The organism is Oscillospiraceae bacterium MB24-C1 (assembly GCA_030913685.1).
Taxonomy (GTDB): domain Bacteria; phylum Bacillota; class Clostridia; order Oscillospirales; family Ruminococcaceae; genus Yanshouia.
The window spans coordinates 1,746,048-1,771,335 of record CP133187.1; the positions used below are offsets into that span (position 1 = coordinate 1,746,048).

Consider the following 25,288-nt stretch of genomic DNA (forward strand, 5'->3'; position numbering starts at 1 on the left):
TTACTCAATCACTTCAACGCCCATAGAACGTGCGGTACCGGCGATCATGCTCATGGCCGTCTCGATATTCGCAGCGTTAAGGTCGGGCATTTTGGTGGTTGCGATCTGGCGAATCTGCTCGCGGGTAATTTTGCCAACCTTGTTCTTGTTGGGCACGCCCGAGCCGCTTTCAAGTCCGATCGCCTTCTTGATCAGAACTGCTGCGGGTGGGGTCTTGGTGATAAAGGAGAAGGAACGATCAGCATAAACGGTGATGACAACCGGAATGACCATTCCGATTTCACCCTTCGTGCGCTCGTTGAACTCCTTGGTGAATGCCATAATATTTACGCCATGCTGACCGAGAGCCGGGCCAACAGGCGGAGCCGGGGTTGCCTTTCCGGCGGGAATCTGCAGCTTTACATAGCCTACAACCTTTTGTGCCATTTTAACTTGCACCTCCAAAATTAGTGGTTAATTTGCGGGGCACATAGCCCCTCCCACAGGCTGCCGTATAATACAGCCTATACGCGATTTCAATCGCTTTTTGTTTGCTAAAAGTACTACGCGAGCGCGGACACCTGCTCGAGCGAAAGCTCAACAGGCACATCCTTGCCCATCATCGAAACGGTTACGCGCACAAGACCTTTATCCTTCTCAATGCTGTTGACCCTTCCGATAAATCCGCCAAAGTAGCCGTCGATGATCGAAACATTATCGCCAACCGAGAAGTTGATCTCGATTTCGTTTTTCTCCACGCCTAAACGCTGCACTTCTTCATCGGTCAGCGGAACAGGCTTTGAGCCCGGGCCCACAAAACCGGTGACGCCGCGAATGTTGCGCACAACATACCACGTTTCGTCGTTCATGACCATTTTAATCAGGACATAGCCGGGGAAGACCTTGCGCTCAACCTCACGCTTTTTGTTGTCCTTAATTTCGGTAACCATCTCGCTCGGAACTTTGACCTCGCAGATCAACTCCTGAAGCTTCCGGTTTTCCACAGCATTTTCAATGCTGCTGGCCACCTTATTCTCGTAACCCGAGTAGGTGTGAACCACATACCATCTGGCTAAATCAGACATCGTGTTCCTCCATGACTTTAAGCGCCGAGCACGGCTTTAACGATCATACCGAGAACCCAATCGAATCCTCCGGTCAAAATCGCAAAGAGTGCGACGGCAATCAGTACGACACCGGTGTTGTTGAGCACCTGCTTCTTTGAAGGCCAAACAATCTTTTTGACCTCGCTCTTCTGATCGCGGAAGAACTTGCTAAACCGAGCAAAGATAGACTTCTTCTCAGGCTTTTCTGCCATTTTGATCTCCTGCCTTTCTTTCCTACTTGGTTTCCTTGTGAACGGTGTGCTTCTTGCAGAATCTGCAATACTTGTTCATCTCAAGTCTGTCCGGGTCGTTCTTTTTGTTCTTCATCGTGTTGTAGTTGCGCTGTTTGCACTCTGTGCAGGCCAAAGTAATTTTTACTCGCATTTTTCGGCACCTCCTGTTAAACGGATTAATTTTTGCCTCCCTCAAGGGATTTCCTGTGTCCTCTTTTTTGGGCACAAAAAAATAGACCCTTTTCGAGGTATGAGTATCGTAGCATAATCAAAGGCAATTCGTCAAGCACTTTTTGCTTTTTTCATCGGCTTTTTTAGAAACGTTTGCGCTTTTTGGATGATTTAAAAATATCTGATATATCCTTCGCGTCATGTAACGTCCCCAAAAAGCATAAAGGTATAGCAGACGGATAACGCGTTTGACCGCCTGTACAAAGTCCGAATCAGGCTTAACATTAACAAAACACTTCCAATGCAGCGGCCTGTCATACCAACGCATAAAACTAGTATATAACCTCGCAGCCATCAAAACAAAGCTTGGACATAATTTAAAATCTTATGCCGTGTGATTATTCATTGCTTGTCAACTTGCTGCATAAGATTGGAGAACATAATTTTAAACAGGAGGCGCATTATGCCAAACATACCGTTCACCACACCCGATATCACCCAAAGTGAATGTGACGCCGTTCTCGCCGTTATGCGCTCAGGCTGGCTGACAACAGGCGCTATCACTGCACAATTTGAACAGGCACTTACCACTTTTGCCGGTGCAGATGGCACCGTCTGCGTCTCGAGCGCAACAACAGGGCTAGAAGCTGCACTGCGTCTGTGCGGTGTCGGGGCAGGGGACGAGGTCATCGTGCCGGCCTACACCTTTTCCGCCACAGCGGCAGCGGTCGTACACGTTGGGGCTACACCCGTTTTAGCCGACTGTGCGCCTGGCAGTTTTCTGCTCTCAGCCGATACCGTAGCCCGTCACTTGACCCCGCGCACCGCAGCGGTCATTCCGGTAGATATTGGCGGCACGCTCTGCGACTACTCAGCCATAAAGGCGGCATGTGGGTCGGTTTGTCGTCCGTATTCCGGCGGCCTTATCCCGCTTAGTCGCCCCGTTGTCATCGCCGACGCGGCACATTCGCTCGGTTCCTCTTGCTCGTTGGGCAATAGCGGCGCACTGGCAGATTTTAGCGTCTTTTCGTTCCACGCCACCAAAAACCTCACCACCGCCGAGGGCGGCGCACTGCTGTGGAAATTCCCCGGCGCAGATAGCGCCGCTATATATCGCGCACTTAATCACAGCATTCTGCATGGACAAAGCAAAAGTGCATGGCAGCGAAACCACGGCGCCACCACCTATGATATTGTCGATTTCGGACACAAAGCAAACCTGTCAGATTTGCAGTCCGCCATCGGACTGTCACAGCTAAAGCGTTATCCCGACATGCTCGCCCGCCGCAAAGCGGTCTGCGAGACTTACGACCGCCTACTGCCGGAAGACTGGTCGGCACTGCATCATGGCGACCACTCGTCTTATCACCTTTACTTGGCACTGCTACCCGAACAAAAGGCCAATCAGCGCAACTTTTTGCTCAATGCCCTACGCGAAGACGGCATCTGCTGCAATCTACATTTCCCACCCTTGCCGATGCTCTCCGCCTATAAAAAATTGGGCTTAAAAACCGAAGATTTCCCCAACGCCATGGCTCTGTTTGCTCGCGAGTTATCGCTGCCGCTTTCTAGCTTGATGACCTGCCAGCAAGCCGAAGCGGTCTGCGCCCAAATTAAAGTATATCTGGAAGGTTGAGCTGCTGCGCCATCTCGCAGATGACGGCAACACTCTCCCATCCACTGATTTCGCCGCATAGACGGCGCAGTTGGGCCGCGCCACGCAGTCCGGTCATATACCAAGCCACATGCTTTCTGGCTTCTCTAAAGCCCACACGCTCGCCTTTATCCGCTATTAAAAGCGCTATTTCCTGTTGCATGACCTCAAGGCGTGCTTTAAGCGCTGGTGTCTCAGGAACTGCCTCGCCGCGCATAAGCGCATTTACCTGCCCGAAAAGCCAAGGGTTGCCAAGTGCGCCACGACCGATCATTACCAGATCGCAGCCAGTGTATTCAAACATATGTTTTGCGTCCTGCGGCGTGAAAATATCGCCGTTGCCAATAACCGGCACAGATACCGCCGCCTTAACTGCCGCGATACAATCCAAATCGACCGGCGGGGAATACATCTGCGCGCGAGTTCTGCCATGCAGCGTAATCGCCGCCACACCCGCCTGCTCAAGCCTTTTAGCCGCCTCAACCGCCACATTATCACCCGCATCATACCCTCGGCGGATTTTAGCCGTCACCGGAATGTTGCCCGCGCCCGAAACAGCCGCGCGGGCAATTGCTTCTGCCAGCGGTAAATTTTTAAGCAATGCGCTGCCCGCTCCGCCGCCGGTGATTTTAGGCGCAGGGCAACCCATGTTCAGATCGATCAGGTCAGGGCGTCGTTCGGCCGCTGCTTGAGCTGCCTCGCGCATGCAGTCAGGATCAACCCCGAAAAGCTGTACCGCAAAGGGATGCGCATCGTCGACTTCAAGCAGTTCTGCGCTCTTTTTGCTACCCATGCTGATGCCTTTGGCACTTGTCATTTCACCCACGGTATAACACGCACCGTGCGCCCGGCTGATGGTGCGCACTGCGTGATCGGCCACACCCGCCATCGGTGCCAGCGCAGCAAAGCCATTTATTTCTATCGTCGAAATTTTCATCAAATATTACCCCTCTGTTAAGTCTTTCTATTTTAGCAAAAGACGTGCACCCCTTCAACCGATTTTCCTTTATTAATGCTGAAATTTTTGGTGCATCGACATTTTTTTGTGGTATAATAACCATAATGTGCCTATTATAAGCGAATTTGCGTTCTTCAGCTTACTTCTAGCGAAGCAACCGTGTGAATGTCGACAGGCAACATTAAATATATAATAGGGTGTTACTTCAACCCGCAAGCATTTGCGTCTTATAGCACAACCTTGAAGGGAGACCAAAATGAAACTCCTCGCAGTCGATTCCAACAGTATCCTTAATCGCGCTTATTATGGCGTGCGGCCGCTCACCACGCGCGAAGGGCTGTTCACCAACGGTATCTACGGCTTTTTAAATATTCTGTTCAAAATTTGTGAAGAGGTTAACCCGGATATTGTTGTCTTTGCATTTGACCTTAAAGCCCCCACCTTCCGCCACAAACTATATGACGGCTACAAGGCTCAGCGTAAGGGTATGCCCGAAGAACTGGCACAACAGCTTGACCCGCTCAAAGAACTGCTTGGCTATCTGGGCTATCCAATTTTGTCCGTTGAGGGATATGAGGCGGACGACATTCTCGGAACCCTCGCCGCCACCTGCCGCAACAACGGATGTGAATGCATCATCGCCACGGGTGACCGCGACAGCTTTCAGCTCATCGGCGGCGGCGTAACAGTACGGCTGGCCTTCACACGCGGCGGGCAATCAGGTGCCGAACTCGTCGATGAGGTCACCGTTCAAGAAAAATACGGCGTTTCACCCAAACAGATGATCGACGTAAAAGCACTGATGGGCGACCCCTCCGACAATATTCCCGGCGTGGCCGGAATAGGGGAGAAGACCGCCCTGTCGCTGATCTCTTCCTTTGATACGCTCGATGGTGTATACGAACACCTCGATGACCCTGCTATAAAAAAAGGTGTGCGGCAAAAGCTTATCGACGGCCGTGACAGCGCCTACCAGAGCCGCGTTCTGGCTGAGATTAACTGTGCGGTACCACTCGACAAAACGCTCAACGATCTTGTCCCTGCCCCGCAGGAAGCCGATAAACTCTTCAGTTTGCTTGATCGGCTGGAGCTGCGCTCAATCATTACTCGCCTAAATCTTTCCCCGCCCGCCTTTCCGGAAACATCCACGTCAGTCTCACAACCCGAAGCTGCGGTCATTCCCGTTTTGATTAACGATGTGGACAAGACCCGTGCCCTGTTTTCAGAGGACAGCCTCACCGTGTGCCTCCATTTTTCTGGCAATAAGCCCACCGCCGCCGCCATTCTGGGCAGCAGCCTTGCGCTGTTGGACGCCGATTGCGCTGAGCTGGAATCACTGCTGGCTGACCTGTCTCAAAGCGCTGCCGAGCTGACGCTGCCCAACAGCAAGGACTGGTACCGTTACCTTTATCTAAGTAACATTGAGGGCAGCGACATTAAATTTGACCCCATTCTGGCCGGTTACCTGCTTTCCCCGCTGGCCAGCAGCTATACAATTTCCACGCTCTGCAGCGGTCGAACCCTAGCCCGGCAGGTTTTTGACTTGCCAGATACCCTTTCTGAGGCTTTTGCCACCCTCGCGGACGACATGCAGGTACTGCCCGCTTTATGTGTGCAATTGCGTGACGAAATCCGCGAAAAAGAGATGGAAATGCTGCTTGTCGATATCGAGCAGCCACTTGCCCGCGTGCTAGCCTCGATGGAAACGCTCGGCTTTGCGCTGGATGCCGACGGTCTAAAATCTTTTGGTGACGACTTAGATACCGATATCGCCGAACTAACCCAGCGCATCTATTTCCTCGCGGGCGGTGAATTTAATATCAACTCCCCCAAACAGTTAGGCGAGGTTTTGTTTGATCGTCTGGGTTTGCCCGCAAAGCGCAAGACCAAGAGCGGTTATTCTACCGACGCTGACACCCTTGATTCTTTAAGAAACAAACATCCCATCATAGAAGATGTTTTGTCCTATCGCAAGCTGGCCAAGCTTAAATCCACCTACGTTGAAGGGTTGCTTGCACAGCTTGACGCCGATGGTCGAGTGCGTTCCATCTTTAGACAAACCGAAACGCGCACCGGACGCATCAGCTCAACCGAACCGAATTTACAGAACATCCCGGTGCGTACCGAGCGCGGCAGCCGCCTACGCCGATTTTTTGTTGCAGACAAGGGTTGTTTGCTGGTCGATGCCGACTACTCGCAGATTGAACTGCGGGTGCTGGCACATATTGCAAACGACACCGCCATGATTGACGCCTTTATGCACGATGAGGACATTCACACCAAAACCGCCGCCCAGGTGTTCGACATGCCCGAGGCATTTGTAACACCGCAGATGCGCTCCAGCGCAAAAGCAGTCAACTTCGGTATTGTTTACGGAATCGGAGCATTTTCGCTCTCTCAGGACATCGGCGTCTCGGTGGCGGAGGCCGACCGCTATATCAAAAGCTATCTTGCCACTTATCAGGGTGTGCACGACTATATGCAGGAAACCATCGCTTTCGGCAAGGCGCACGGCTATGTCAAAACGCTGTTTGGCCGTCGCCGCCCAATGCCGGAGCTTGCCGCCACCAATCGCATCACCAAAGCATTTGGTGAACGTGTGGCAATGAACACCCCCATTCAGGGTACCGCCGCGGATATCATTAAGTTGGCGATGGTCAAGGTGTTCAGCCGACTTAAAAAAGAAAAAATGCGCACCCGCTTAATCTTGCAGGTACATGACGAGCTGATCGTCGAGGCTCCTGCTGACGAGGCCGATCGCGCTGCAGCTATTCTGACGGAGGAGATGCAAAACGCCGTGTCGCTTAAAGTGGCTATGGTGGCCAAGGCGAGCATCGGTGAAAACTGGTTGGAGGCTAAGTAAATCATGAAATTCAAAGTGCTACCGGTAACATCAGAGCATATTCCAGGAATTGCTGAGGTTGAAAAGACCTGTTTTGCCCAGCCGTGGAGTGCGCAAAGCCTAACTGCCGAACTAGCCAAGGAGAACGCAGCTATGTTTGTTGCGCTTAAAAGTGACAGCGAAGTTATCGGCTGGGCCGGTTTAGAGCACATTTGTGGCGAAGGCAGTGTTACCAACGTCGCAGTGCAGCTACAGGAGCGTCGCCACGGCGTGGGTGAGGCGCTCACCCGCGCCCTCCTGTCTGAATCAATTAAACTTTCTCTCGACTGGTTAATGCTTGAGGTACGCACTTCCAACGTTACCGCTATCTCACTTTATCGAAAGCTGGGGTTTGAGCCAGTTGGCATCCGCCCCTATTTTTACGACTTCCCACGCGAAGACGCCTTACTCATGCGCCATACGCTGGATAATGGAGCAGACGTCTAAAATTTGTCCGCGTGAGCCACATCGCGCTCATTTTGTCAAGGAGTTTCTAACAATATGAAAATTCTCGCAATCGAATCCTCCTGCGACGAAACCGCCGCCGCCGTCGTCGAAAATGGCCGCAGCGTTTTATCGTCGGTTATTCATACACAAATCGCCGAGCACCGTCTCTACGGCGGCGTCGTACCTGAAATTGCCTCCCGCCGTCACATCGAAAAAATTGACGCTGTCGTTTCTCAAGCGTTTTCACAAGCAGGGCTGTCTGTCTGTGATGTGGACGCTATCGCCGTCACTGCCGGCCCGGGGCTGATCGGCGCGTTACTGGTTGGTGTCAACTTTGCCAAGGGTTTGGCTTTTGCTACGGGCAAGCCGCTAATTCCGGTACATCATATTCGCGGGCACATCGCGGCAAACTACATCGCCTCGCCCCAATTGAAACCGCCTTTTCTCTGTCTTGTGGCGTCAGGTGGGCATAGCGTGATTATAGACGTGCGGGACTATACCGATTTAAAAGTATTGGGCCGCTCGCGTGACGATGCCGCCGGCGAAGCTTTCGACAAAGCCGCCCGCTCGATGGGGCTGGGTTATCCAGGCGGCGTCGCACTGGATGCGCAGGCACGGCTAGGAGACGAGAATAAATATCGATTTCCAAAACCGCATGTCGAAGGTGCCCCGCTGGACATGAGCTTTTCAGGCGTCAAAACCTCCGTGGTAAACCTTTTGCACAACGCACAGCAAAAAGGAGAAATTCTTGATATGCCTTCGTTGTGCGCCAGCTTTGAAAAAACAGTATGTGACGCACTTTGTAGTCGTCTATTTCTCGCAGCTGAGCAGACAGGTGCCAAAAATATATCAGTAGCGGGCGGTGTTTCTGCCAACACCCGGCTGCGTGCCCAACTTATCAACACCGCCGCCGAGCGTGGGCTTAATCTTTATATGCCGCCGCTGTCTTTAACTGGTGATAATGCTGCTATGATCGGGGCACAGGCCTATTTCGAATTTCTTGCGGGCCATGTTGCCGGTGCTGCACTCAATGCGGTTGCAACGCTGTCGGTCGAAAATGGTTCTCCTGAGTCTTTTATGGTTTAAAATTTGTATGTTCTCTCTAGAAACATTCGTTTTTATTTATTGAAATTCACATGGAAATGGATTGCAATTATCACCGAGAGGTGTATAATAATATCATTGCCTTTAAGGTTCATCATTTTTTAGGGAGGATATGTTATGACAACCAATAAAACGGTGCTTGCTTGGGTCGATGAAGCAATTGCCCTATGCAAGCCGGACAAAGTCCTTTGGGTTGATGGTAGTGAGGAACAGGCCGATGCCATACGTCAAGAAGGGCTTAAGACAGGTGAGCTAATTACTTTAAACCAGGATAAGCTACCAGGGTGTGTGCTACACCGCTCCGACCCCAATGATGTTGCCCGCGTAGAGGACAGAACCTTCATCTGCTGCCGTAAAGAAGAAGACGCCGGCCCTACAAACAACTGGATGGATCCTAAAAAGGCATATCCAATGCTAACAAAACTTTATGATGGCTGCATGAAGGGCCGCACCATGTATGTCATTCCCTTCGTAATGGGGCCGCTTGGTTCACCGAGCGCCAAGGTTGGCGTTGAGGTTACCGATTCCATTTATGTCACCGTTTCCATGCTCATCATGACCCGCGGAGGCCAGTGCGCCCTTGACGAGCTGGGCGATTCCAATGATTGGGTTCGCTGCCTGCATTCCAAGGCTGAACTAGATCCTGCAAACCGCTACATATGCCACTTTCCCGAGGACAACGCCATTTGGTCGATCAATTCCGGCTACGGCGGCAACGCGCTGATGGGCAAAAAGTGCTTTGCCTTGCGCATCGCGTCTTATCAGGCCAAAACCGAGGGCTGGATGGCTGAACATATGATGATCCTCGGCATCGAAGACCCTAAGGGCAACGTTCGTTATGTCGCGGCCGCCTTCCCTTCGGCCTGCGGCAAGACCAACTTGGCCATGCTGATTCCTCCTGAAATTTATCAGAAGCAGGGCTATAAGGCATGGTGCGTCGGTGACGACATCGCCTGGATGCGCATCGGCGAGGATGGGCGTCTTTATGCCATCAATGCTGAAAAAGGTTTCTTTGGCGTAGCACCCGGTACAAACGCAAAATCCAACTTCAACGCCCTTGAAACCACCAAGCGCAACACCATCTTCACCAATGTAGCGCAAAATCTTGACGATAACACCGTCTGGTGGGAGGGGCTTGATAAAAATCCGCCCAAGAATGCGCTCGACTGGAAGGGTAACCCTTGGACGCCTGACAGCGGTGTCAAGGCGGCACATCCCAACTCCCGTTTTACCGCACCCGCTGAAAATTGCCCCGTTATCTCTTCCGAATTCAACGCTCCGCAGGGCGTTCCTATAGACGCCATTATCTTCGGTGGCCGACGTGCCAAGACCGCACCGCTGGTCTATGAAGCTTTCGACTGGAACCACGGCGTGTTTGTCGGCTCTATTATGGCTTCCGAAACCACTGCAGCCGCGGCTGGTGCGGTTGGTGTTGTTCGTCGCGACCCGATGGCCATGTTGCCTTTCTGCGGCTATAACATGGGTGACTACTGGCAGCACTGGCTCGAAATGGGCGAGAAGATGGGCGACAAGGCACCTAAGATTTTCAACGTCAACTGGTTCAGACTTGACGATGAGGGCAACTTTATCTGGCCGGGCTTTGGCGACAATATGCGTGTCATCATGTGGATTCTCGGCCGTGCAGACGGTTCCGCCCACGCGGTCAAATCCCAGATTGGCTACGAACCTTCCCCCGAAGATCTGAATCTTGAGGGGTTAGAGCTCACTGAGGAAACCGTTGCGTCCTTGCTGGCGGTAGACCCCGCGCTCTGGCGCGAGGACATCGCTTCTGTCAAGGCGTTTTATGCCCGTTTTGGCGACAAACTGCCCGAAGAGATGAAAAAGCAGCTTGCCGCGCTCGAAGCGCGTCTCGACTGATAATTTTGAAAGGGGTCGGCAATGCAAATGATTTCTGAAAAGACTATTTCTGCGAAAACTCTGTGGCGTTCGGTTCTGGGGATTGTAATGGTATGCGCTGGATGCGCGTGCTTTGTACTCAGTTGTGTTGCTGCCATGATTTTAGCTGGTCGGGAATAAAACAAAATCCTAACTAAACACAGGCCGCAGGACATACGTCCTGCGGCTGGGTTTTTATTGGTCAGGGCGCCAATTGCCTAGATGAAAAGCGTAGGGTAGTCATCTATACGGGGCTTAACTTCCAAACGGTTCAGCTAGACCGACGAATCGAGTTTTATTACTTAACAGAGTTTTTAATACACTTTTCGGCGCACAATAACCTTATTAAATAAAGTCTTTTTACATTTTATAGCATTTTCCTTGACGTAACGGTATTGTTGGCTGTATAATTTTAAGGTTAAAAAACAAATTATTAATGTGTGCCGTTAGGCGGCACGGAAAATAGGTGGGTCATTTTGAAAAGAACAGATTTACGCAACATCGCTATTATCGCGCACGTTGACCACGGAAAGACTACGCTGGTCGATGGCATGCTTTCTCAGAGTGGTACCTTTCGCGAAAACCAGCAGGTTGAGGAGTGTGTCATGGACTCCGGCGCTATCGAGCGCGAGCGCGGCATTACCATTCTTGCCAAAAACGCTTCGGTCAATTACAAAGGTACCAAAATCAATATTGTAGATACCCCCGGACACGCCGATTTTGGCGGCGAGGTCGAGCGTGTGCTCGGCATGGTTTCGGGCGTATTGTTGCTGGTTGACGCAGCAGAAGGCCCAATGCCTCAGACACGTTTTGTGCTGTCAAAGGCGTTGGAGTTGGGTTTAGCCGTCATTGCTGTGGTCAACAAGGTGGACAAGCCCGATGCACGCGTTCACGAGGTTGTCGACGAAGTGCTCGAGCTTATGCTCGATCTTGGTGCCTCCAACGAGCAGCTCGACACCCCCATGGTGTTCTGCTCCGGCCGCGCGGGCACTTCTTCTTATTCACCCGACGAGCAGGGCACGGACTTAACCGCGCTGTTTGAGACAATTCTAGAATATATTCCTTGCCCCGATTTAGACACCGACGGCCCGCTTTCTGTGCTGGTCTCCACCGTTGATTACAACGAATTTGTTGGTCGTACCGCCGTCGGTCGCATTGAGCGCGGTGAGATGAAAGTCAATCAGCCGGTGGCTGTCTGCGATTTCCACGACACTTCTGTCAATTTGCGCGGCAAAATTACCGCCATTTATCAGTTTGAGGGCATCGGTAGAACATCGGTGCAATCGGCAAAGGCCGGTGATATCGTCATGTTCTCCGGCATTGATAACATCACCATTGGCAACAGCCTCTGCGCACCCGAGAAGATAGAGCCGATTGAGTTCACTAAAATTTCTGAGCCGACGGTCGAAATGACCTTTTCGGTTAACGACAGCCCATTTGCCGGCAAAGAGGGCAAATTTGTCACCTCGCGCCAACTGCGTGATCGCCTATTCCGTGAGCTGTTAAAGGATGTCTCGCTGCGCGTTGAAGAAGGTTCCACCACCGATAGCTTCCGTGTTTTGGGTCGCGGTGAGATGCATCTCTCGGTTTTGATCGAAACAATGCGCCGTGAGGGCTTTGAATTTGCCGTCGGTGCGCCCCGCGCTTTGATGTATGAAGAGGACGGCGTTTTGATGGAGCCGTTTGAAACTGCAATCATCGACGTGCCGGCTGGTTCCGTGGGCAGTGTTATGGAAAAGCTTGGTTCGCGCAAAGCCGACCTTATCAGTATGAACCCCGTCGGCGAACGCATGAAGCTTGAGTTTTTAATCCCCTCACGTGGCTTGTTCGGCTACCGCAGTGAATTTCTGACCGATACGCGCGGTGAAGGCATTATCGCAACCCTTTTCAACGGATACGACGCCTTCCGCGGTGAGATTGTCAGCCGTCAGAGTGGATCGCTGATCGCGCACGAAACTGGCGAAGCCGTCACCTATGGCCTTTATAACGCACAGGAGCGCGGCGATCTGTTTATCGATCCCGGCACCCCTGTCTATGCCGGAATGATTGTCGGCGCATCTCCCAAGCTTGAGGATATTGTCGTCAATGTCTGCAAGCGCAAACATGTTTCCAATATGCGTGCATCCGGCTCAGACGACGCCCTGCGTCTCACGCCGCCCAGAAAGCTTTCTCTGGAAGCCTGCATTGAATTTATTGCCGACGATGAGTTACTTGAAGTCACACCCAAGAGCCTACGTATTAGAAAACGCGAACTCTCGCACGATCAGCGCATGAAAAAGCTAAAAGGTATCAAATAATCTTCCTAACCAAATTGTAGTGTCGGCTTTGTCGCAAAGCGCATAAGATATAGCATCTATCTGCTTATATTTTGATGCAAGTACTTGACAGCTTCGCCTGTCTGTGTTTTAATACAAGAAACCGATGATGCGGGGAGTAAACCGATGACGCGCTTACAGAGAGCCGGGGATGCTGAGATCTCGGCAGCAACACGAATCGGTATGGATGGGCCGCAGAGGGCGTAAGGAAAGGGCAGCAGCCCCAGTATTTTACGACGCAAACGCCGGCGTTACAGGGCAGGGGATGTGATGGCATCCCGTTTAAAGCGGTCGTTTTTAGGCGACAATCAAGGTGGCACCGCAGGAATCTTTCTTTCCTGTCCTTGAAACAATACTTATTGTTTCAAGGACAGGTTTTTTATTTGTGTAACTCTGTTTCTGCAACTTAAACCAAAATAGTGTAAGGAGTTGGCTGATGATGCGGCATACTTCCCGGTCAATGCGATGGCGATGGCGTAAACGCCCGCGCTTTAACCCACCCGAATTAACTATATGACGAAAGAGAGAGATTGTAGATGAAAAAGTTTTTAACAGTTATTCTAGTCATTACGTTAGCCTTTCTTACCGCCTGTGGCGGCAGCCCCTCTGCCACTTCTTCACCCGTTTCTTCGTCCGTCGACAGTTTGTCGACCGCTCCAGGAACGGAGAAAATTAAAATTGGCCTTGTCCAGATGATGGAGCATCCTTCGCTGGACGAGATTCGCGAAGCTATTTTTACCGAGCTGACCGCTCAAGGCTTTGACGCCTCCAAGGTAGATATCGATTACCAGAACGGTCAGGGCGACATGAACACGCTCAATTCCATCGCGCAGAAATTTGTCGGCGACGAAGTGGATATGATCATCGCCATCGCCACCCCAGCTGCGCAGGCCGCAGCAGCTGCCACCACCGATATCCCGATCATCTTTTCCGCTGTAACCGACCCAGTGGACGCCGGTCTGGTTGGCAGCCTTGAAAAGCCGGATCGCAACTGCACCGGCACCTCGGACGCTATCCCCACTGAGCAGATTTTCACCTTGGCTGACGAACTGACCCCCGGCATTGAAACTTACGGCTTCCTGTATAATCAGGGCGAATCAAACTCTGTTTCGGTCATCAATGACGCCAAAGCTACGCTGGATGCCAAAGGCGTTGCGTACATCGAGACTTGCGTCATCACCTCGGGTGAAGTAACTTCTGCCGCACAATCGCTCATTGGCAAAGTAGATGCCATCTTCTGCCCGATCGACAACACCGTCGCTTATGCCATGCCCAATCTTTCGCAGATTGCCATTGAAGCTAAACTACCGGTTTACGTCGCGGCCGACTCAATGGTGAATGACGGCGGCCTGGCTACCGTGGGCGTCAACTACACCCAACTGGGTGTACAAACGGCACAGATGGCAGCTAAGGTGCTTTCTGGCACCGCTGTTGCCGACGTACCGGTTGAGGTCCTGACACAATATAGTACCGTCGCCAACAAAGATACCGCCGCCGCACTGGGCATTGACGTATCAAATTACACGAAATAAATCAAGGTTATTTAATTGTTTAGAAGGTTCTGTGGTCATGCTATTGTCTGCAGCAATCTGCGGGAGGTTTTTTAAATGAGTATGGTTTTACTGCGCGGAGCAGCCGAGCAGGGCTTTATTTACAGTCTGGTGGCACTCGGACTTTATCTTTCTTTTAGAACACTAAATATTGCCGATCTGACGGTGGACGGTTCCTTCACTTTGGGCGCTGCTGCCGCAGCTACCCTGACGGTATTAGGCCACCCGATTCTCGGCTTGCTGGCCGCTATTTTTGCAGGTTCGTTGGCGGGCCTTGTCACCGCCGTACTGCAAACCAAGCTCAAAGTTCAGCCAATTTTGGCTGGTATCATCACTATGACCGCACTTTATTCCATTAACCTGCGCGTTATGGGCAACCGTTCCAACTTACCATTACTGCGCGAGGACACGGTTTTTACGCTGTTTTCAAATTTGCTGCCTGCAGCGCTCAGGGGCTATTCAAAGCTGGCGCTTTCACTGATTTTTGCTATACTAACTGCGCTGTTATTAATTGTCTTTTTGCGCACTCGTCTGGGCCTTTCAATCCGTGCCACGGGCGACAATCGCACCATGGTCAGCTCTTCGTCGATAAATCCCACCTATACCACCACAGTTGGGTTATGCCTCGCCAATGCACTGGTTTCGCTTTCTGGCGGCTTGCTGGCCCAATATCAAATGTTTTCTGAAATTACACTGGGGACTGGCATGGTAGTTATCGGCCTGGCGTCGTTGATCATCGGCGAGGTGCTCTGCGACATGTTGTTTCGCAGTCCATCGGTGGCGCGTGCCATTCTAGCGGCAGTTGTGGGCGCAGTTATTTACCGCATTATCATCGCCATGGCTCTTTCAGCGTCGGTTTCCACCTCCGATTTAAAGCTGGTCTCAGCCGTTATCGTTATGATTGCTATCTCTTACCCCGCGGTTCGTGACCAGTACCGGTTTTATCGCCTGAGAAAGGAGGCTCAGAAAAATGTTGACGCTTAAAAATGTTACAAAAACCTTTAACCCCAAAACGGTCAACGAAAAGAAGGCGCTCGACAATTTTAACCTCCATCTTGACAAAGGGGAGTTTTTAACCGTTATCGGCTCTAATGGCGCAGGAAAATCTACAGTCATGAACGCAATTGCTGGTATATTCCTAATCGACTCCGGCCACATTATCCTCGACGGTGAGGATATAACTTTTAAAAAAGACTATCGTCGTGCGCAGTCGATCGGCAGACTGTTTCAAGACCCGCTTTCGGGCACCGCCCCCAGTATGACCATTGAGGAAAATCTCTCGCTGGCCTATATGCGCACAGCGGCGCACACCTCTTCATTCGGGCTCACCTCAAAGGACCGGCGTTATTTACGTGAGCGTCTGGCGACGCTTGATTTAGGTCTTGAAGATCGGCTCTCTTCGCCGGTCGGGCTGCTATCCGGTGGCCAACGGCAGGCCTTGACGTTGCTGATGGCTACGCTGATTACGCCTAAACTTCTGTTGTTAGATGAACACACCGCCGCACTCGACCCCGCCACCGCCGAAAAGGTGTTGCAGCTCACCCGTAATATTGTAGCGGAAAACCAAATCACTTGTATGATGATCACGCATAACATGCGTTCGTCTCTGGAGCTTGGCAGCCGTACGATCATGATGGATGCTGGCAAGATCATTCTAGACATTGCCGGAGAAGAGCGTCAAAGCATGACAGTCAGTGGTCTTCTCGAACGCTTCCGTACGGCCGCGGCCAAGGATCTGGATAACGATCGCATGTTGCTGGATTAAGCGAATCTAGCCATTTTCGCCGATATACTAAACAAGATTTGCCCGACGAAAAGAAGAGCAGCCTATACCAACCTGGTAAGGGCTGCTCTTTTTTATCGGACCGCTGTAAGCTGCGGCCTTATAATGTAAGGTCGCCCGGCGGTTGTAAATAATATCGTTTCAATAGTACCTTTGTTAAAACGGGCACGAAGCAGATTTCATTATCTGCTTCGTGCCCGCCTGTTATTGTTCGATTTGCGGTGGAACAACGACTTTGTCAAGATAATCCGTCACCGCATTAACGTCAAGCTTATCGACTTTTCCGTTAGCCCGCATTTTTCTGTTTTTAACCCATGAACCTAACTGCTCAAGCACAATGCAGCCGGAATCGCGTCCTAAATATAGCTCCGGCAAGGCGAACGGGTCCGCAAATATCGTCAGTGCATCAATCGAAACACCATAAATGCCCCCCTGAGACAATCCTTTTCGCATTGGTTCAAAACATTGCTGCAAAACCCGAATAGGGTTCTCTATACGCACATTCTTGGTTTTATTGTCTTCCACTTTCCAAGTTTCGTCCTCAGAGGAACCATATACACGAATACCCCAACCAATCGAGCGCACAGCGACCATACCCGCTGCATCAACCAACAAATGGTCAAAATGAATCTGTTGACCTGCAAAATCGAAGGTAACGTCATGATAAACTTTACCATCCTTGACCTTTAACTTTTTCTTTACGCGCTTCAGAGCTGATGCGTCATTGCGCCGTTTCGTAATGGCTTTAGTTACGAAATATAATAAAGCGAAGCATGAAAACGCCATTAAAAAGAAATAGGTATAGTCCTGCCAAGTATGAAGCTTCCATGCCTGAAAGTTTTCAAAAAACATAGGCGCGTGTCCTTTCTGCGGTTATCTTCTCTTTTTAAAGAGAGGTAAAATTTGCGGTATTATTGGTCCTATAAAGGACGTAATAAATAGATGTCTGGTAATTAATGAGATCGACATTATTATACTTAAATGCAGCTAAGTACACAAGCCAGTAACATCGGAAAGCCCTTTTTAAGGCTTTCAAGTTCAATATATTCTTCACGGGTGTGTGCGCCGTGCCCTTGATATCCGCCAAAGCAAATAGCAGGAATCCCCATCGAAAAGGGGATATTACAATCGGTTGAAGATGGCAAAAACTCCGGCGTCGTACCACAGTATTCCGCCAATAGTCCCGTAAGCTTATCCTCCAGCTTCTTTTGGCGGACGGGGTCTACATCGCCCATGCAGGGGCGCAACCCGAGCACCTCTACATTGACCTCTGCAACCATCCTTCTGGTCGCCTCAACAGCACCATCAAAAATACGCTGCATGCCTTCCATATTTTCGCCAACATCGGATCGGTATTCAAACAGCATCTCTGCCTGTTGCGCAATCGTGTTCACCGAAGTTCCGCCGGAAATTTTGCCTACGTTAAAGCTGGTGCGCGATCCTGTACGGGGTAGAGGCGCATTATAAAGTGTTTGAATCAATGCCGAAAGATAAAAAATAGCATTTTGGTTCCCAAAATCGGCATAGGAATGTCCGCCTTCGGTCTTAACCTCAACACGATAACGCACTGAACCAACGGCAGCGTTACAGGCCATATCATAACCACCGTCAAATGAATACACCTCTTTGACGCGCCCCTCATAAGCTTCCATCAACGCGCGGCAGCCTTTTAAGTTTCCAAGGCCCTCCTCGCCACTATTCATCACAAACAGCATACCCTGGGTAGGCATCAGTTTTTTCTTAAAAACATACTTGGCACAGAGCATCAACATCGCCACATTGACAGTATCATCGCCAACACCCGGGCAAAACAACTTACCGTCCTCTTCTCGTATCGCCATTGGCTCGGTATCGGGGAACACAGTATCAATGTGTGCCATAAATACTGTGATATTATCACTATCCTCGCAGTTTAAAGGCCAAATGACATTGAGCGCTTCATCAATATAAACATCTTTGGCCCCCATCTTTAAAAACCAGTCTTTACAAAACGCTGCACGATTCTCTTCGTGGTTTGAAGGGGCGCATATGCCGCAAAGCGTACGCGTCAAATCAATTAATTCTTGATGATTCGCTTTTACATAGTCCCGAGCCTCGGCCGAAAGCGCATATCCCATGGTGATCTCTCCTCTTACAATAAATCCAAAACGGCCCAGGCCACAAGGCCCGGGCCGTTCTAAATCATTCGGATTATACAGGTTTAAGCATATTGATTAATTGCAATGCTTAAAGAACACCGGCGGGCAGAGCAGCGGTAACGCCCGGGCCAATCGGTAGACCGGTGAGGTACCAGATGACAAAGAAGATAATCCATACAATCTGAAGCATAATTGCAATCGGAATCAGGTTGGAAACCAGCGTACCGATCTTGATATCCTTGTCATACTTGGCCTGCGCCACGCTAAGAACCATCCAGATGTAGGGGCTCATGGGCGTAAAGCAGTTAGAGGGAGAGTCGCCCAGACGATACATCAGCTGAGTAAAGCCAGGGTGAATATCAAGCAGCATGAACATCGGAACAAAGATCGGCGCAAAGATTGCCCACTTTGCAGAACCGGAGGACACAAACAGGTTAACAAATGCGCAGAGCAAAATAAACAGAACAAACATAACAACAGCTGGCAGTTGAATTTTGCCTAAGAACTCAGCGCCCGAAATGGCCAGCATGGTGCCCAGCTGAGTCCATTTAAACAGCGAGTTAAACTGACCGCAGAAGAAGCAGAATGTGACATAGCCGCCCATAGCGCTCATCTGCTTAACCATCGCCTTGTTAACGTCAGTGGTGTTTTTGAACTTCTTGGTGGTGTAACCATAGACGATGCCAGGAATGCTAAAGAAGAAGAACAGAATCGGAATCAAGCCCTTGAGCAGGGGAGAGCCGACAAATGCACGGCTACCGTCCTCACCGATCTTGGCGAGCGATCCGAAGAAGAAACCAGCCAGAACCAGCGCGATATAAAGCAGCGCCGCGATACCAGCAGCATTAAGGCCCTTCTTTTCAAGTGGAGTGACTTCCTCAAGCTTGCCGCCGCCTTCGCCTTCGTACTTGCCAAAACGGGGTTCGATGAGCTTTTCGCAAGTCAGACCAATGACAATAGAGCAAAGGAATACCGATACAACCATAAAAAACCAGTTGCAGGTGACATCAACAACAAAGTTGGAATCGGGCATGAAGCCTTTGATTGCCTCGTTGGTCAAACCCTGAAGCAGCGAGTCGGTGCCGGCGATCATCAGGTTGGCGGTAAAGCCGGCCTGTGCACCAGCGTAACCAGCAAGCATACCGACGACAGGGTGCTTATGCACACCCAAATAAATAATTGCGGCCATCGGCGGGATGATGACCATCGCGGTATCGGAAGCAATGTTACCAACCGTGCCAACAAAAGCGATGGCATAAGGAACGATTGCAGCGGGAACGTTGCGCAAACTATTACGCAGCATAGCCAAAATCATGCCAGACTCTTCGCACATACCAATTGCTAGGGTCATGGTAATAACCAGACCGAGCGGTGCAAAGCCAGTGAAGTTCTTGATCAGGTTGTCAAGCAGCCACTGAACACCACCAGCAGAGAACAGGTTTTGCGATACAACCGCTTCTTTAGTCGAAGGGTTCACCAAGCTTACACCGGTAACCGTAAAAATAGCACCGATAACAGCAACGATCAAAAACAGGTAGACAAACAGGATCGCGGGTGGCGGCAACTTGTTGCATACTCTCTCGATACCATCGAGAAAGCGGTCAACCGCACTCTTTTTCTGGGCAGCAGGGGTAGATGCGCTCATAGAGAAATCCTCCTTATAAATAATTATGTTATGTCGCGGTTATCAGTGTTGCAGCACGTAAACAGCGACATAGAAACCATTTTGGGTCTTTACCTACTTTTTGGGGGCAATAGATCGCGGGCGGACATCCTTTGGAATCGCACAGCGATAACGTTGGCCGCCAAGTCGCTTTTGGTGCTCAGCCTTCGCCTCTTCAACCAGCGATGGTTGTTCAATTAATTTAATGGCCGTTGCAGCAATTACTTTGCCTGCATAAAGCATCCCCTTGTGCGCTATCGTACTCTTTCCCTGCGCCACCTGCTGCCAGGAATGCGCGGGGGTCAACGCTGCTTTAGCGGTCACAAATATCTGCGCCGTGGGGCAAACCCAACTGACGTCTCCGACGTCAGTAGACCCCCCCATAAATCCTTCTGTCACTGTTAATGGTGCAATAAAATCATAGATCGGCTTGTCCATTTGGCTGCGCAAAAAGGCCTGATCCTCTTTGCTATAGCGTTCCATCTGGTACTCATAAGGATTCGCCGAATTTTCAAAACTTTTAATAATTTGTTTAGCAAATGCTATTTCTTCATCGGTGTAATCGGGTGGCGCAATCTCTTCAAATGACTGCTGAAACACCTCAAGTAGAGCCCAATTCACAACCATATTGGAACACGCCTTGATAAAATCATATTCCATCGTTGTTTCAGTCATAAGCGCCGCACCTTGTGCAATTTTGTTGACGCGCCCAAAAAGCGCCTCTAATTGTTGGTTCTTGGGTGCACGGATTAAATAAAGCACCTCGGCTTCCGGCGGAACCACATTCGGAGAAAAGCCACCCGAATTGGTAATAGCATAATGAATCCGCGCTTTTTCAATCATGTGTTCGCGCAAAAACTGTACACCGACATTCATAAGCTCAACAGCATCCAGCGCACTGCGCCCCAGATGAGGCGTTGCTGCCGCATGGGAGCTAACCCCTTTAAACCGATAGGCAACTTGATAGTTTGCAAGCGATGTCTCGTTACTCACGGCATTGATATCCCAGGGATGCCAAGTCAATGCACAATCAAGTTCATCAAAAACACCGTCCCGCGCCATAAACGCTTTGCCGGAGCCACCTTCTTCACCGGGGCAACCGAAATAGACAACCGTGCCGGAGCAGTTATTCTCTTTAAGATACTCGCGGATGGCAACTGCAGCCGCCAACGAACCGGCTCCCAAAAGGTTATGTCCGCAGCCATGCCCCGGCTCACCAGGAGAAATCGCCTTCTTTTCGGCGGAATCTGCCTCCTGACTTAAACCGGACAGGGCATCAAACTCACCTAAAATGCCTATAACAGGCTTACCCGAGCCATAGCGTGCTGAAAACGCCGTGTCAATACCGCCAACCTTTTCGGTAACGGAAAAGCCAAACTCTTTTAGAGCGTCTATCAGCACCTTCGCCGAAGCATACTCTAAAAAGGCTGTCTCCGGGGTTTCCCAAATAGCATCACTCACCGCACAAAGCGCTCCCGCCTGTCGGTCAATGACATCTAACGCATCTTGGAAACTTGCCTTCATTTACACACCCCCGAATAAAAAGCATGACATGGAAACCCAAAGTCATTTAATGATATTATAACAGGCTAGAAACACTTTGTCTATAATTTAATTGTACCCACGGCCCTTTATTTATCACTTTATATAACATGCATATAGCCGATTGGCTTTTTTATATGAATAATATACAATAATAAAAATATAAAATTTGTTACATTTTATACCTATTAACAAATAATCTCTTGCGGATATCTATCCGCAAACCACTATTTTACATCGGTCATCAAGCGATACATCATCTCGGCGGTCAGCTCAAGTTGCCTGACCTCGATAAATTCATTGGTAGTGTGAACTTTGGACATACCTGTCGCCAAAACAACCGCATCGATTCCGTTGAGGTTGAAAATGTTCACATCGCTACCACCACCGGTACTGCCGACAATAGGCTCTATCCCCATGTCAGACAAAACAGACGACAACTCTTTGACTAGCACATGGTCATGAGGAATATTGTAGCTGACATAGGCGGTATCACAGCGGCACTCCAGATTAGCTCCAAATTCGTCGCACGCGCTCTGCAAACAGTCCACCATGTGTTTGGCCTGTGCCTGAAGCTTGTCGTAGTTGCGGCTTCTGGTCTCGGCAATAATCGAAACCTTATCCGGTACGATGTTGGTGGCATATTGCGCGTTGATCGTACCGATGTTCGCCGTCGTTTCTTCATCAAGGCGCAGCAGCTTCATCTTGGCAATGCCGTGTGCAGCAACCTGAATAGCCGAGATGCCCGTCTCAGGTGCAATACCGGCGTGCGCGGTCTTGCCAATGACGTCTGCATAAATTTTAATCTGTCCCGGTGCCTGCGCGATAATTTTTCCTACATTTCCGCTTGAATCAAGTGCAACGCCCTTCTTGGACTGAATACGTGAATAATCAAGCTGCTTGGCACCGCGTAGACCGCCTTCTTCGCAGATGGTGAAAATCACCTCAAAAGTGCGGTGCGGAATCTGCTTTTCTTTAATGCTGCGGATAGCTTCAATTATACCTGCAATGCCAGACTTGTCGTCACTGGCCAGAATCGTGTCACCGCTACTGCGGATAACACCGTCCACCACCACCGGCTTAATGCCGATACCGGGCTTAACGGTATCCATGTGGGCTGAAAAGAGAATCGGCTCACCGGGCAGCGTACCCTCAAATGTGCTGTAAATGTTATAACCGTTTGAGCTAAGCGCCTCACCGGCATTATCGGTTGTCACAACTCCGCCAAGCGATTTGAGCTCCTGCACCATGCGGTCTGCAAAAGCCTTTTCGTTGCCTGTTTCACTGTCAATCTGAACATATTCCAGAAAAGTTGCCAATAGTCGTTCGTTGTTAACCATCATTAAGCCCTCCTTGTGTAATGACTTTTTATGAATAAAGTGTGTTTAACTTGCTTTTAAATAATAACAAATTTTCCTCTACTGTCAATCACAAACTAATCCTTTATAAATTAGTGAAAAATACCTAAGCGCAAGCTAATAGTTGGGAGTGGCACTTAATCCGACAAATCAAGAGGTGCAATATTGCAGAGTTTTCTTGCAATATTGCGCCTCTTTGCATATCACTTTCCTTTGATCAAATCTCGAATAACTTCACCGGCAATCATCAGACCTGCCACCGACGGAACAAACGAAACGCTACCGGGGGTCTGTCGGCGCCCCGGTGCAGTCGGTTCAAAGCCCTTTGGTGTCAGGGCTGTCTCGGTGGAATAGAGCACCTTGAGCGCCCGAATCCCTTTGCGCCTCAGTTCATAACGCATCACTTTAGCTAAAGGGCATACACTGGTGCTGTAGATATCAGCAATGGTAAAGCGCGAAGGATCCAGCTTATTTCCGGTTCCCATACTACTGATAATTGGCACATCAAGCCGCGTGGCCCGCTCTATCAGTTCCAGTTTGGAGGACACCGTGTCAATGGCGTCGACAATATAGTCATAGCCCGAAAGATCAAATTTATCCGCATTTTCGGCGGTGTAGAATACTTGATGAATCCCTACCGACGCATCGGGATTGATATCTAGAATTCGTTCGCGCATTACTGCAGCCTTTGGTCGACCTACCGTACTGTGCAGCGCCATAATTTGTCGGTTAATATTGGAGACCGCCACCTCATCAGAATCAAACAATGTCAAGCCACCGATACCAACCCGAGCCAGTGCCTCAGTACAAAACGATCCCACTCCGCCGACACCAAACACAGCTACCCGCTTTTGGGCCAGCTGTTCTATTGCTTCTTCACCTAACAGCATAGCACTGCGGCAAAACTGCTCTTTCATAATCTTTCGTCCTCCAATATGCGGTCACGAATGGTACCGCCTCCCAGAACAATATCATCCGCATAAAACACCGCTGCTTGTCCTGGGGTCAGCGCACGCTGCGGTACATCAAATTCCACTGTCAATCGCCCATCTTCCTGCGGGTGCAGCCATGCCGGCTGAGCCGTCTGCCGGTACCGCGATTTTACCTGTGCCCTGATGCTACCCTGTGGCACGCCGATCGACACCCAGTTAAGCGCATCCACCGTCATCCATCGCTGCATTAACAGTACTTCATCTCCTAGTACAACAGTATTGCTTTTCATATCCTTCTCTATGACAAACAATCTGCGGTCAGCCGAAACACCTAGACCGCGGCGCTGCCCAAGTGTGTAGTGGAGCATGCCCTCATGCTGGCCCAACACTTCGCCCTGTGGACTAACAAAGTGCCCCGGCTCTGAGAAAATGCCTAACGTTTTAGTTAAAAACCCAGCATAGTCCCCGTCCGGAACAAAACAAATATCCTGACTTTCTGACTTTCTGGCGGTGACAAGGCCGTGCGCCTCGGCCATTTCGCGCACCTCTTGCTTATTCAGCCCACCGAGTGGAAATAGCGTACTGGCGAGCATTGGCTGGGTGAGCACATACAATACATAACTTTGATCCTTCGCCGGATCCTTTGCCTTTTTAAGCAGCCAGCGCCCAGCGGCAGCGTCATATTCACTCTGCACATAGTGGCCGGTAGCAATAGCGTCATATTCTAGCTGCTGCGCTCTTGTCAGCACACCGGAAAACTTAATTGAACGGTTACATTCAACGCACGGATTAGGCGTTTCTCCACGCCGATACCCCTCGGCAAACGGTTCAATGACGCCCTGCTTAAACTGTGCCTTCATATTAAAAACCAAGTGGTCAATCCCCAGCTTGGCACAAACTCGTCGCGCATCCTCCACATCATCAAGCGAGCAGCAAGTTTTGGTCTCGCCAAGCCCAATATCATTGTTTGAATAGAGCGACAGCGTTGCACCGCAGATGCTATAGCCCTGCCGCTGCAACAAAAGTGCTGCGACGGAGGAATCAACCCCGCCGCTCATGGCTACCATAACTTTTTTCATACGCGCTCACGCTTCTTCCGCTGAATCTCTACCAAGTCAGCAAGCGTCATGTTATCAACCACCTGAGAAATGGCCGTGTCTAACTTACGCCATAGCTCAACCGTTGCACAGCCTTCACAGCGCTCGCAATCAAACAAGTCGTTGTCTATACAGGCTACCGGTGCCAAACTGCCCTCAGTTAGCCGCAAAATCTCGCCAACCGTATAGTCCGACGCGCTTTTTGAAAGGCGATAACCTCCACGCGGCCCTCGTACACTGCTGACCAACCGTGCATTTTTGAGCAATGCAATAATCTGCTCCATATATTTGGCCGATATTTTTTGTCGCTCTGCAATGTCCTTAAGCGAAACAAATCCGTCAGTTTCAGCCATCGCCAAATCGACCATCAAGCGAAGCGAATAGCGGCCCTTTGTAGAAATTTTCATACCATTTCCCCCCTGCACTGCACATTTAATTAAACAGCACATCCACTCTGTGTTTTTGCACAAACGTTCAAATA

Annotated in this window: 22 protein-coding genes and 1 other annotated feature; of the genes, 9 read left to right on the forward strand and 13 right to left on the reverse strand. The window is 50.3% G+C overall.

What is annotated here, in order from left to right; translation table 11 throughout:
• The 4 genes from rplK to rpmG all read right to left on the reverse strand — a co-directional run bounded on the left by rplK (nucleotide 1) and on the right by rpmG (nucleotide 1,469).
• Complete coding sequence (rplK, locus tag RBH76_08395; GenBank protein WMJ82757.1) at nucleotides 1-426, reverse strand: 50S ribosomal protein L11; 426 nt, start codon at nucleotides 424-426, stop codon at nucleotides 1-3.
• Between the two features lie 116 nt (nucleotides 427-542).
• On the reverse strand, nucleotides 543-1,064 hold the full coding sequence (gene nusG, locus RBH76_08400; protein WMJ82758.1) for a transcription termination/antitermination protein NusG: 522 nt from the start codon (nucleotides 1,062-1,064) through the stop codon (nucleotides 543-545).
• A 17-nt stretch (nucleotides 1,065-1,081) separates the two neighbouring features.
• Nucleotides 1,082-1,297, reverse strand: coding sequence for a preprotein translocase subunit SecE (gene secE, locus RBH76_08405; GenBank protein WMJ82759.1), 216 nt, complete (start codon nucleotides 1,295-1,297; stop codon nucleotides 1,082-1,084).
• Nucleotides 1,298-1,319: 22 nt separating this feature from the next.
• Nucleotides 1,320-1,469 (reverse strand): 50S ribosomal protein L33, encoded by a 150-nt coding sequence (rpmG, locus tag RBH76_08410; protein ID WMJ82760.1) that lies wholly within the window; start codon nucleotides 1,467-1,469, stop codon nucleotides 1,320-1,322.
• A 483-nt stretch (nucleotides 1,470-1,952) separates the two neighbouring features.
• On the opposite strand from rpmG, the gene RBH76_08415 reads away from it, so the two are divergent.
• The gene (locus RBH76_08415; GenBank protein ID WMJ82761.1) at nucleotides 1,953-3,125 is read left to right on the forward strand and encodes a DegT/DnrJ/EryC1/StrS family aminotransferase; all 1,173 of its coding nucleotides are present in this window, start codon (nucleotides 1,953-1,955) and stop codon (nucleotides 3,123-3,125) included.
• Here the strand turns inward: RBH76_08415 and dusB are convergent.
• Entirely contained in the window at nucleotides 3,103-4,080 is a 978-nt protein-coding gene (gene dusB, locus RBH76_08420; protein WMJ82762.1) for a tRNA dihydrouridine synthase DusB, read from the reverse strand. The genes RBH76_08415 and dusB overlap by 23 nt on opposite strands.
• Nucleotides 4,081-4,357: 277 nt before the next feature.
• Between dusB and polA the strand changes: the two genes are divergently transcribed.
• From polA to RBH76_08460, 8 genes are all read left to right on the forward strand, one after another.
• On the forward strand, nucleotides 4,358-6,964 hold the full coding sequence (polA, locus tag RBH76_08425; GenBank protein WMJ82763.1) for a DNA polymerase I: 2,607 nt from the start codon (nucleotides 4,358-4,360) through the stop codon (nucleotides 6,962-6,964).
• Between the two features lie 3 nt (nucleotides 6,965-6,967).
• Nucleotides 6,968-7,429 carry a ribosomal protein S18-alanine N-acetyltransferase gene (gene rimI / locus RBH76_08430; GenBank protein WMJ82764.1) on the forward strand — a complete coding sequence of 154 codons (462 nt, stop codon included), beginning with the start codon at nucleotides 6,968-6,970 and terminating at the stop codon, nucleotides 7,427-7,429.
• A 54-nt stretch (nucleotides 7,430-7,483) separates the two neighbouring features.
• Nucleotides 7,484-8,515 (forward strand): tRNA (adenosine(37)-N6)-threonylcarbamoyltransferase complex transferase subunit TsaD, encoded by a 1,032-nt coding sequence (tsaD, locus tag RBH76_08435; protein WMJ82765.1) that lies wholly within the window; start codon nucleotides 7,484-7,486, stop codon nucleotides 8,513-8,515.
• A gap of 135 nt (nucleotides 8,516-8,650) precedes the next feature.
• Nucleotides 8,651-10,411: a phosphoenolpyruvate carboxykinase (GTP) gene (locus RBH76_08440; protein WMJ82766.1), complete on the forward strand. Its 1,761-nt coding sequence runs from the start codon at nucleotides 8,651-8,653 to the stop codon at nucleotides 10,409-10,411.
• A 494-nt stretch (nucleotides 10,412-10,905) separates the two neighbouring features.
• The gene (typA, locus tag RBH76_08445) at nucleotides 10,906-12,726 is read left to right on the forward strand and encodes a translational GTPase TypA (protein ID WMJ82767.1); all 1,821 of its coding nucleotides are present in this window, start codon (nucleotides 10,906-10,908) and stop codon (nucleotides 12,724-12,726) included.
• A 115-nt stretch (nucleotides 12,727-12,841) separates the two neighbouring features.
• Nucleotides 12,842-13,093 (forward strand) — a binding site (T-box leader).
• 187 nt (nucleotides 13,094-13,280) lie between these two features.
• Entirely contained in the window at nucleotides 13,281-14,276 is a 996-nt protein-coding gene (locus RBH76_08450; protein ID WMJ82768.1) for an ABC transporter substrate-binding protein, read from the forward strand.
• A 75-nt stretch (nucleotides 14,277-14,351) separates the two neighbouring features.
• Nucleotides 14,352-15,278, forward strand: coding sequence for an ABC transporter permease (locus RBH76_08455; protein ID WMJ82769.1), 927 nt, complete (start codon nucleotides 14,352-14,354; stop codon nucleotides 15,276-15,278).
• Nucleotides 15,265-16,059 carry an ATP-binding cassette domain-containing protein gene (locus RBH76_08460; GenBank protein ID WMJ82770.1) on the forward strand — a complete coding sequence of 265 codons (795 nt, stop codon included), beginning with the start codon at nucleotides 15,265-15,267 and terminating at the stop codon, nucleotides 16,057-16,059. The genes RBH76_08455 and RBH76_08460 overlap by 14 nt, the downstream gene beginning before the upstream one ends.
• Before the next feature lie 222 nt (nucleotides 16,060-16,281).
• Here RBH76_08460 and RBH76_08465 read toward each other — a convergent pair whose 3' ends face one another.
• The 8 genes from RBH76_08465 to RBH76_08500 form a co-directional block, all read right to left on the reverse strand.
• The gene (locus RBH76_08465) at nucleotides 16,282-16,929 is read right to left on the reverse strand and encodes an NERD domain-containing protein (protein WMJ82771.1); all 648 of its coding nucleotides are present in this window, start codon (nucleotides 16,927-16,929) and stop codon (nucleotides 16,282-16,284) included.
• Between the two features lie 125 nt (nucleotides 16,930-17,054).
• Nucleotides 17,055-18,194 carry a M20/M25/M40 family metallo-hydrolase gene (locus RBH76_08470; protein WMJ82772.1) on the reverse strand — a complete coding sequence of 380 codons (1,140 nt, stop codon included), beginning with the start codon at nucleotides 18,192-18,194 and terminating at the stop codon, nucleotides 17,055-17,057.
• Between the two features lie 109 nt (nucleotides 18,195-18,303).
• Nucleotides 18,304-19,860 carry an AbgT family transporter gene (locus RBH76_08475; GenBank protein WMJ82773.1) on the reverse strand — a complete coding sequence of 519 codons (1,557 nt, stop codon included), beginning with the start codon at nucleotides 19,858-19,860 and terminating at the stop codon, nucleotides 18,304-18,306.
• 93 nt (nucleotides 19,861-19,953) lie between these two features.
• Nucleotides 19,954-21,402 carry a M20 family metallopeptidase gene (locus RBH76_08480; GenBank protein ID WMJ82774.1) on the reverse strand — a complete coding sequence of 483 codons (1,449 nt, stop codon included), beginning with the start codon at nucleotides 21,400-21,402 and terminating at the stop codon, nucleotides 19,954-19,956.
• Between the two features lie 245 nt (nucleotides 21,403-21,647).
• Complete coding sequence (locus tag RBH76_08485; protein WMJ82775.1) at nucleotides 21,648-22,763, reverse strand: M20/M25/M40 family metallo-hydrolase; 1,116 nt, start codon at nucleotides 22,761-22,763, stop codon at nucleotides 21,648-21,650.
• Nucleotides 22,764-22,981: 218 nt separating this feature from the next.
• Nucleotides 22,982-23,695, reverse strand: a complete 714-nt coding sequence (locus RBH76_08490) for a tRNA threonylcarbamoyladenosine dehydratase (GenBank protein ID WMJ82776.1) — start codon at nucleotides 23,693-23,695, stop codon at nucleotides 22,982-22,984.
• Entirely contained in the window at nucleotides 23,692-24,789 is a 1,098-nt protein-coding gene (gene mnmA, locus RBH76_08495) for a tRNA 2-thiouridine(34) synthase MnmA (protein ID WMJ82777.1), read from the reverse strand. The genes RBH76_08490 and mnmA overlap by 4 nt, the downstream gene beginning before the upstream one ends.
• Entirely contained in the window at nucleotides 24,786-25,214 is a 429-nt protein-coding gene (locus RBH76_08500) for an Rrf2 family transcriptional regulator (GenBank protein ID WMJ82778.1), read from the reverse strand. Before RBH76_08500 ends, mnmA begins: the two co-directional genes overlap by 4 nt.
• Nucleotides 25,215-25,288: the final 74 nt, after the last annotated feature.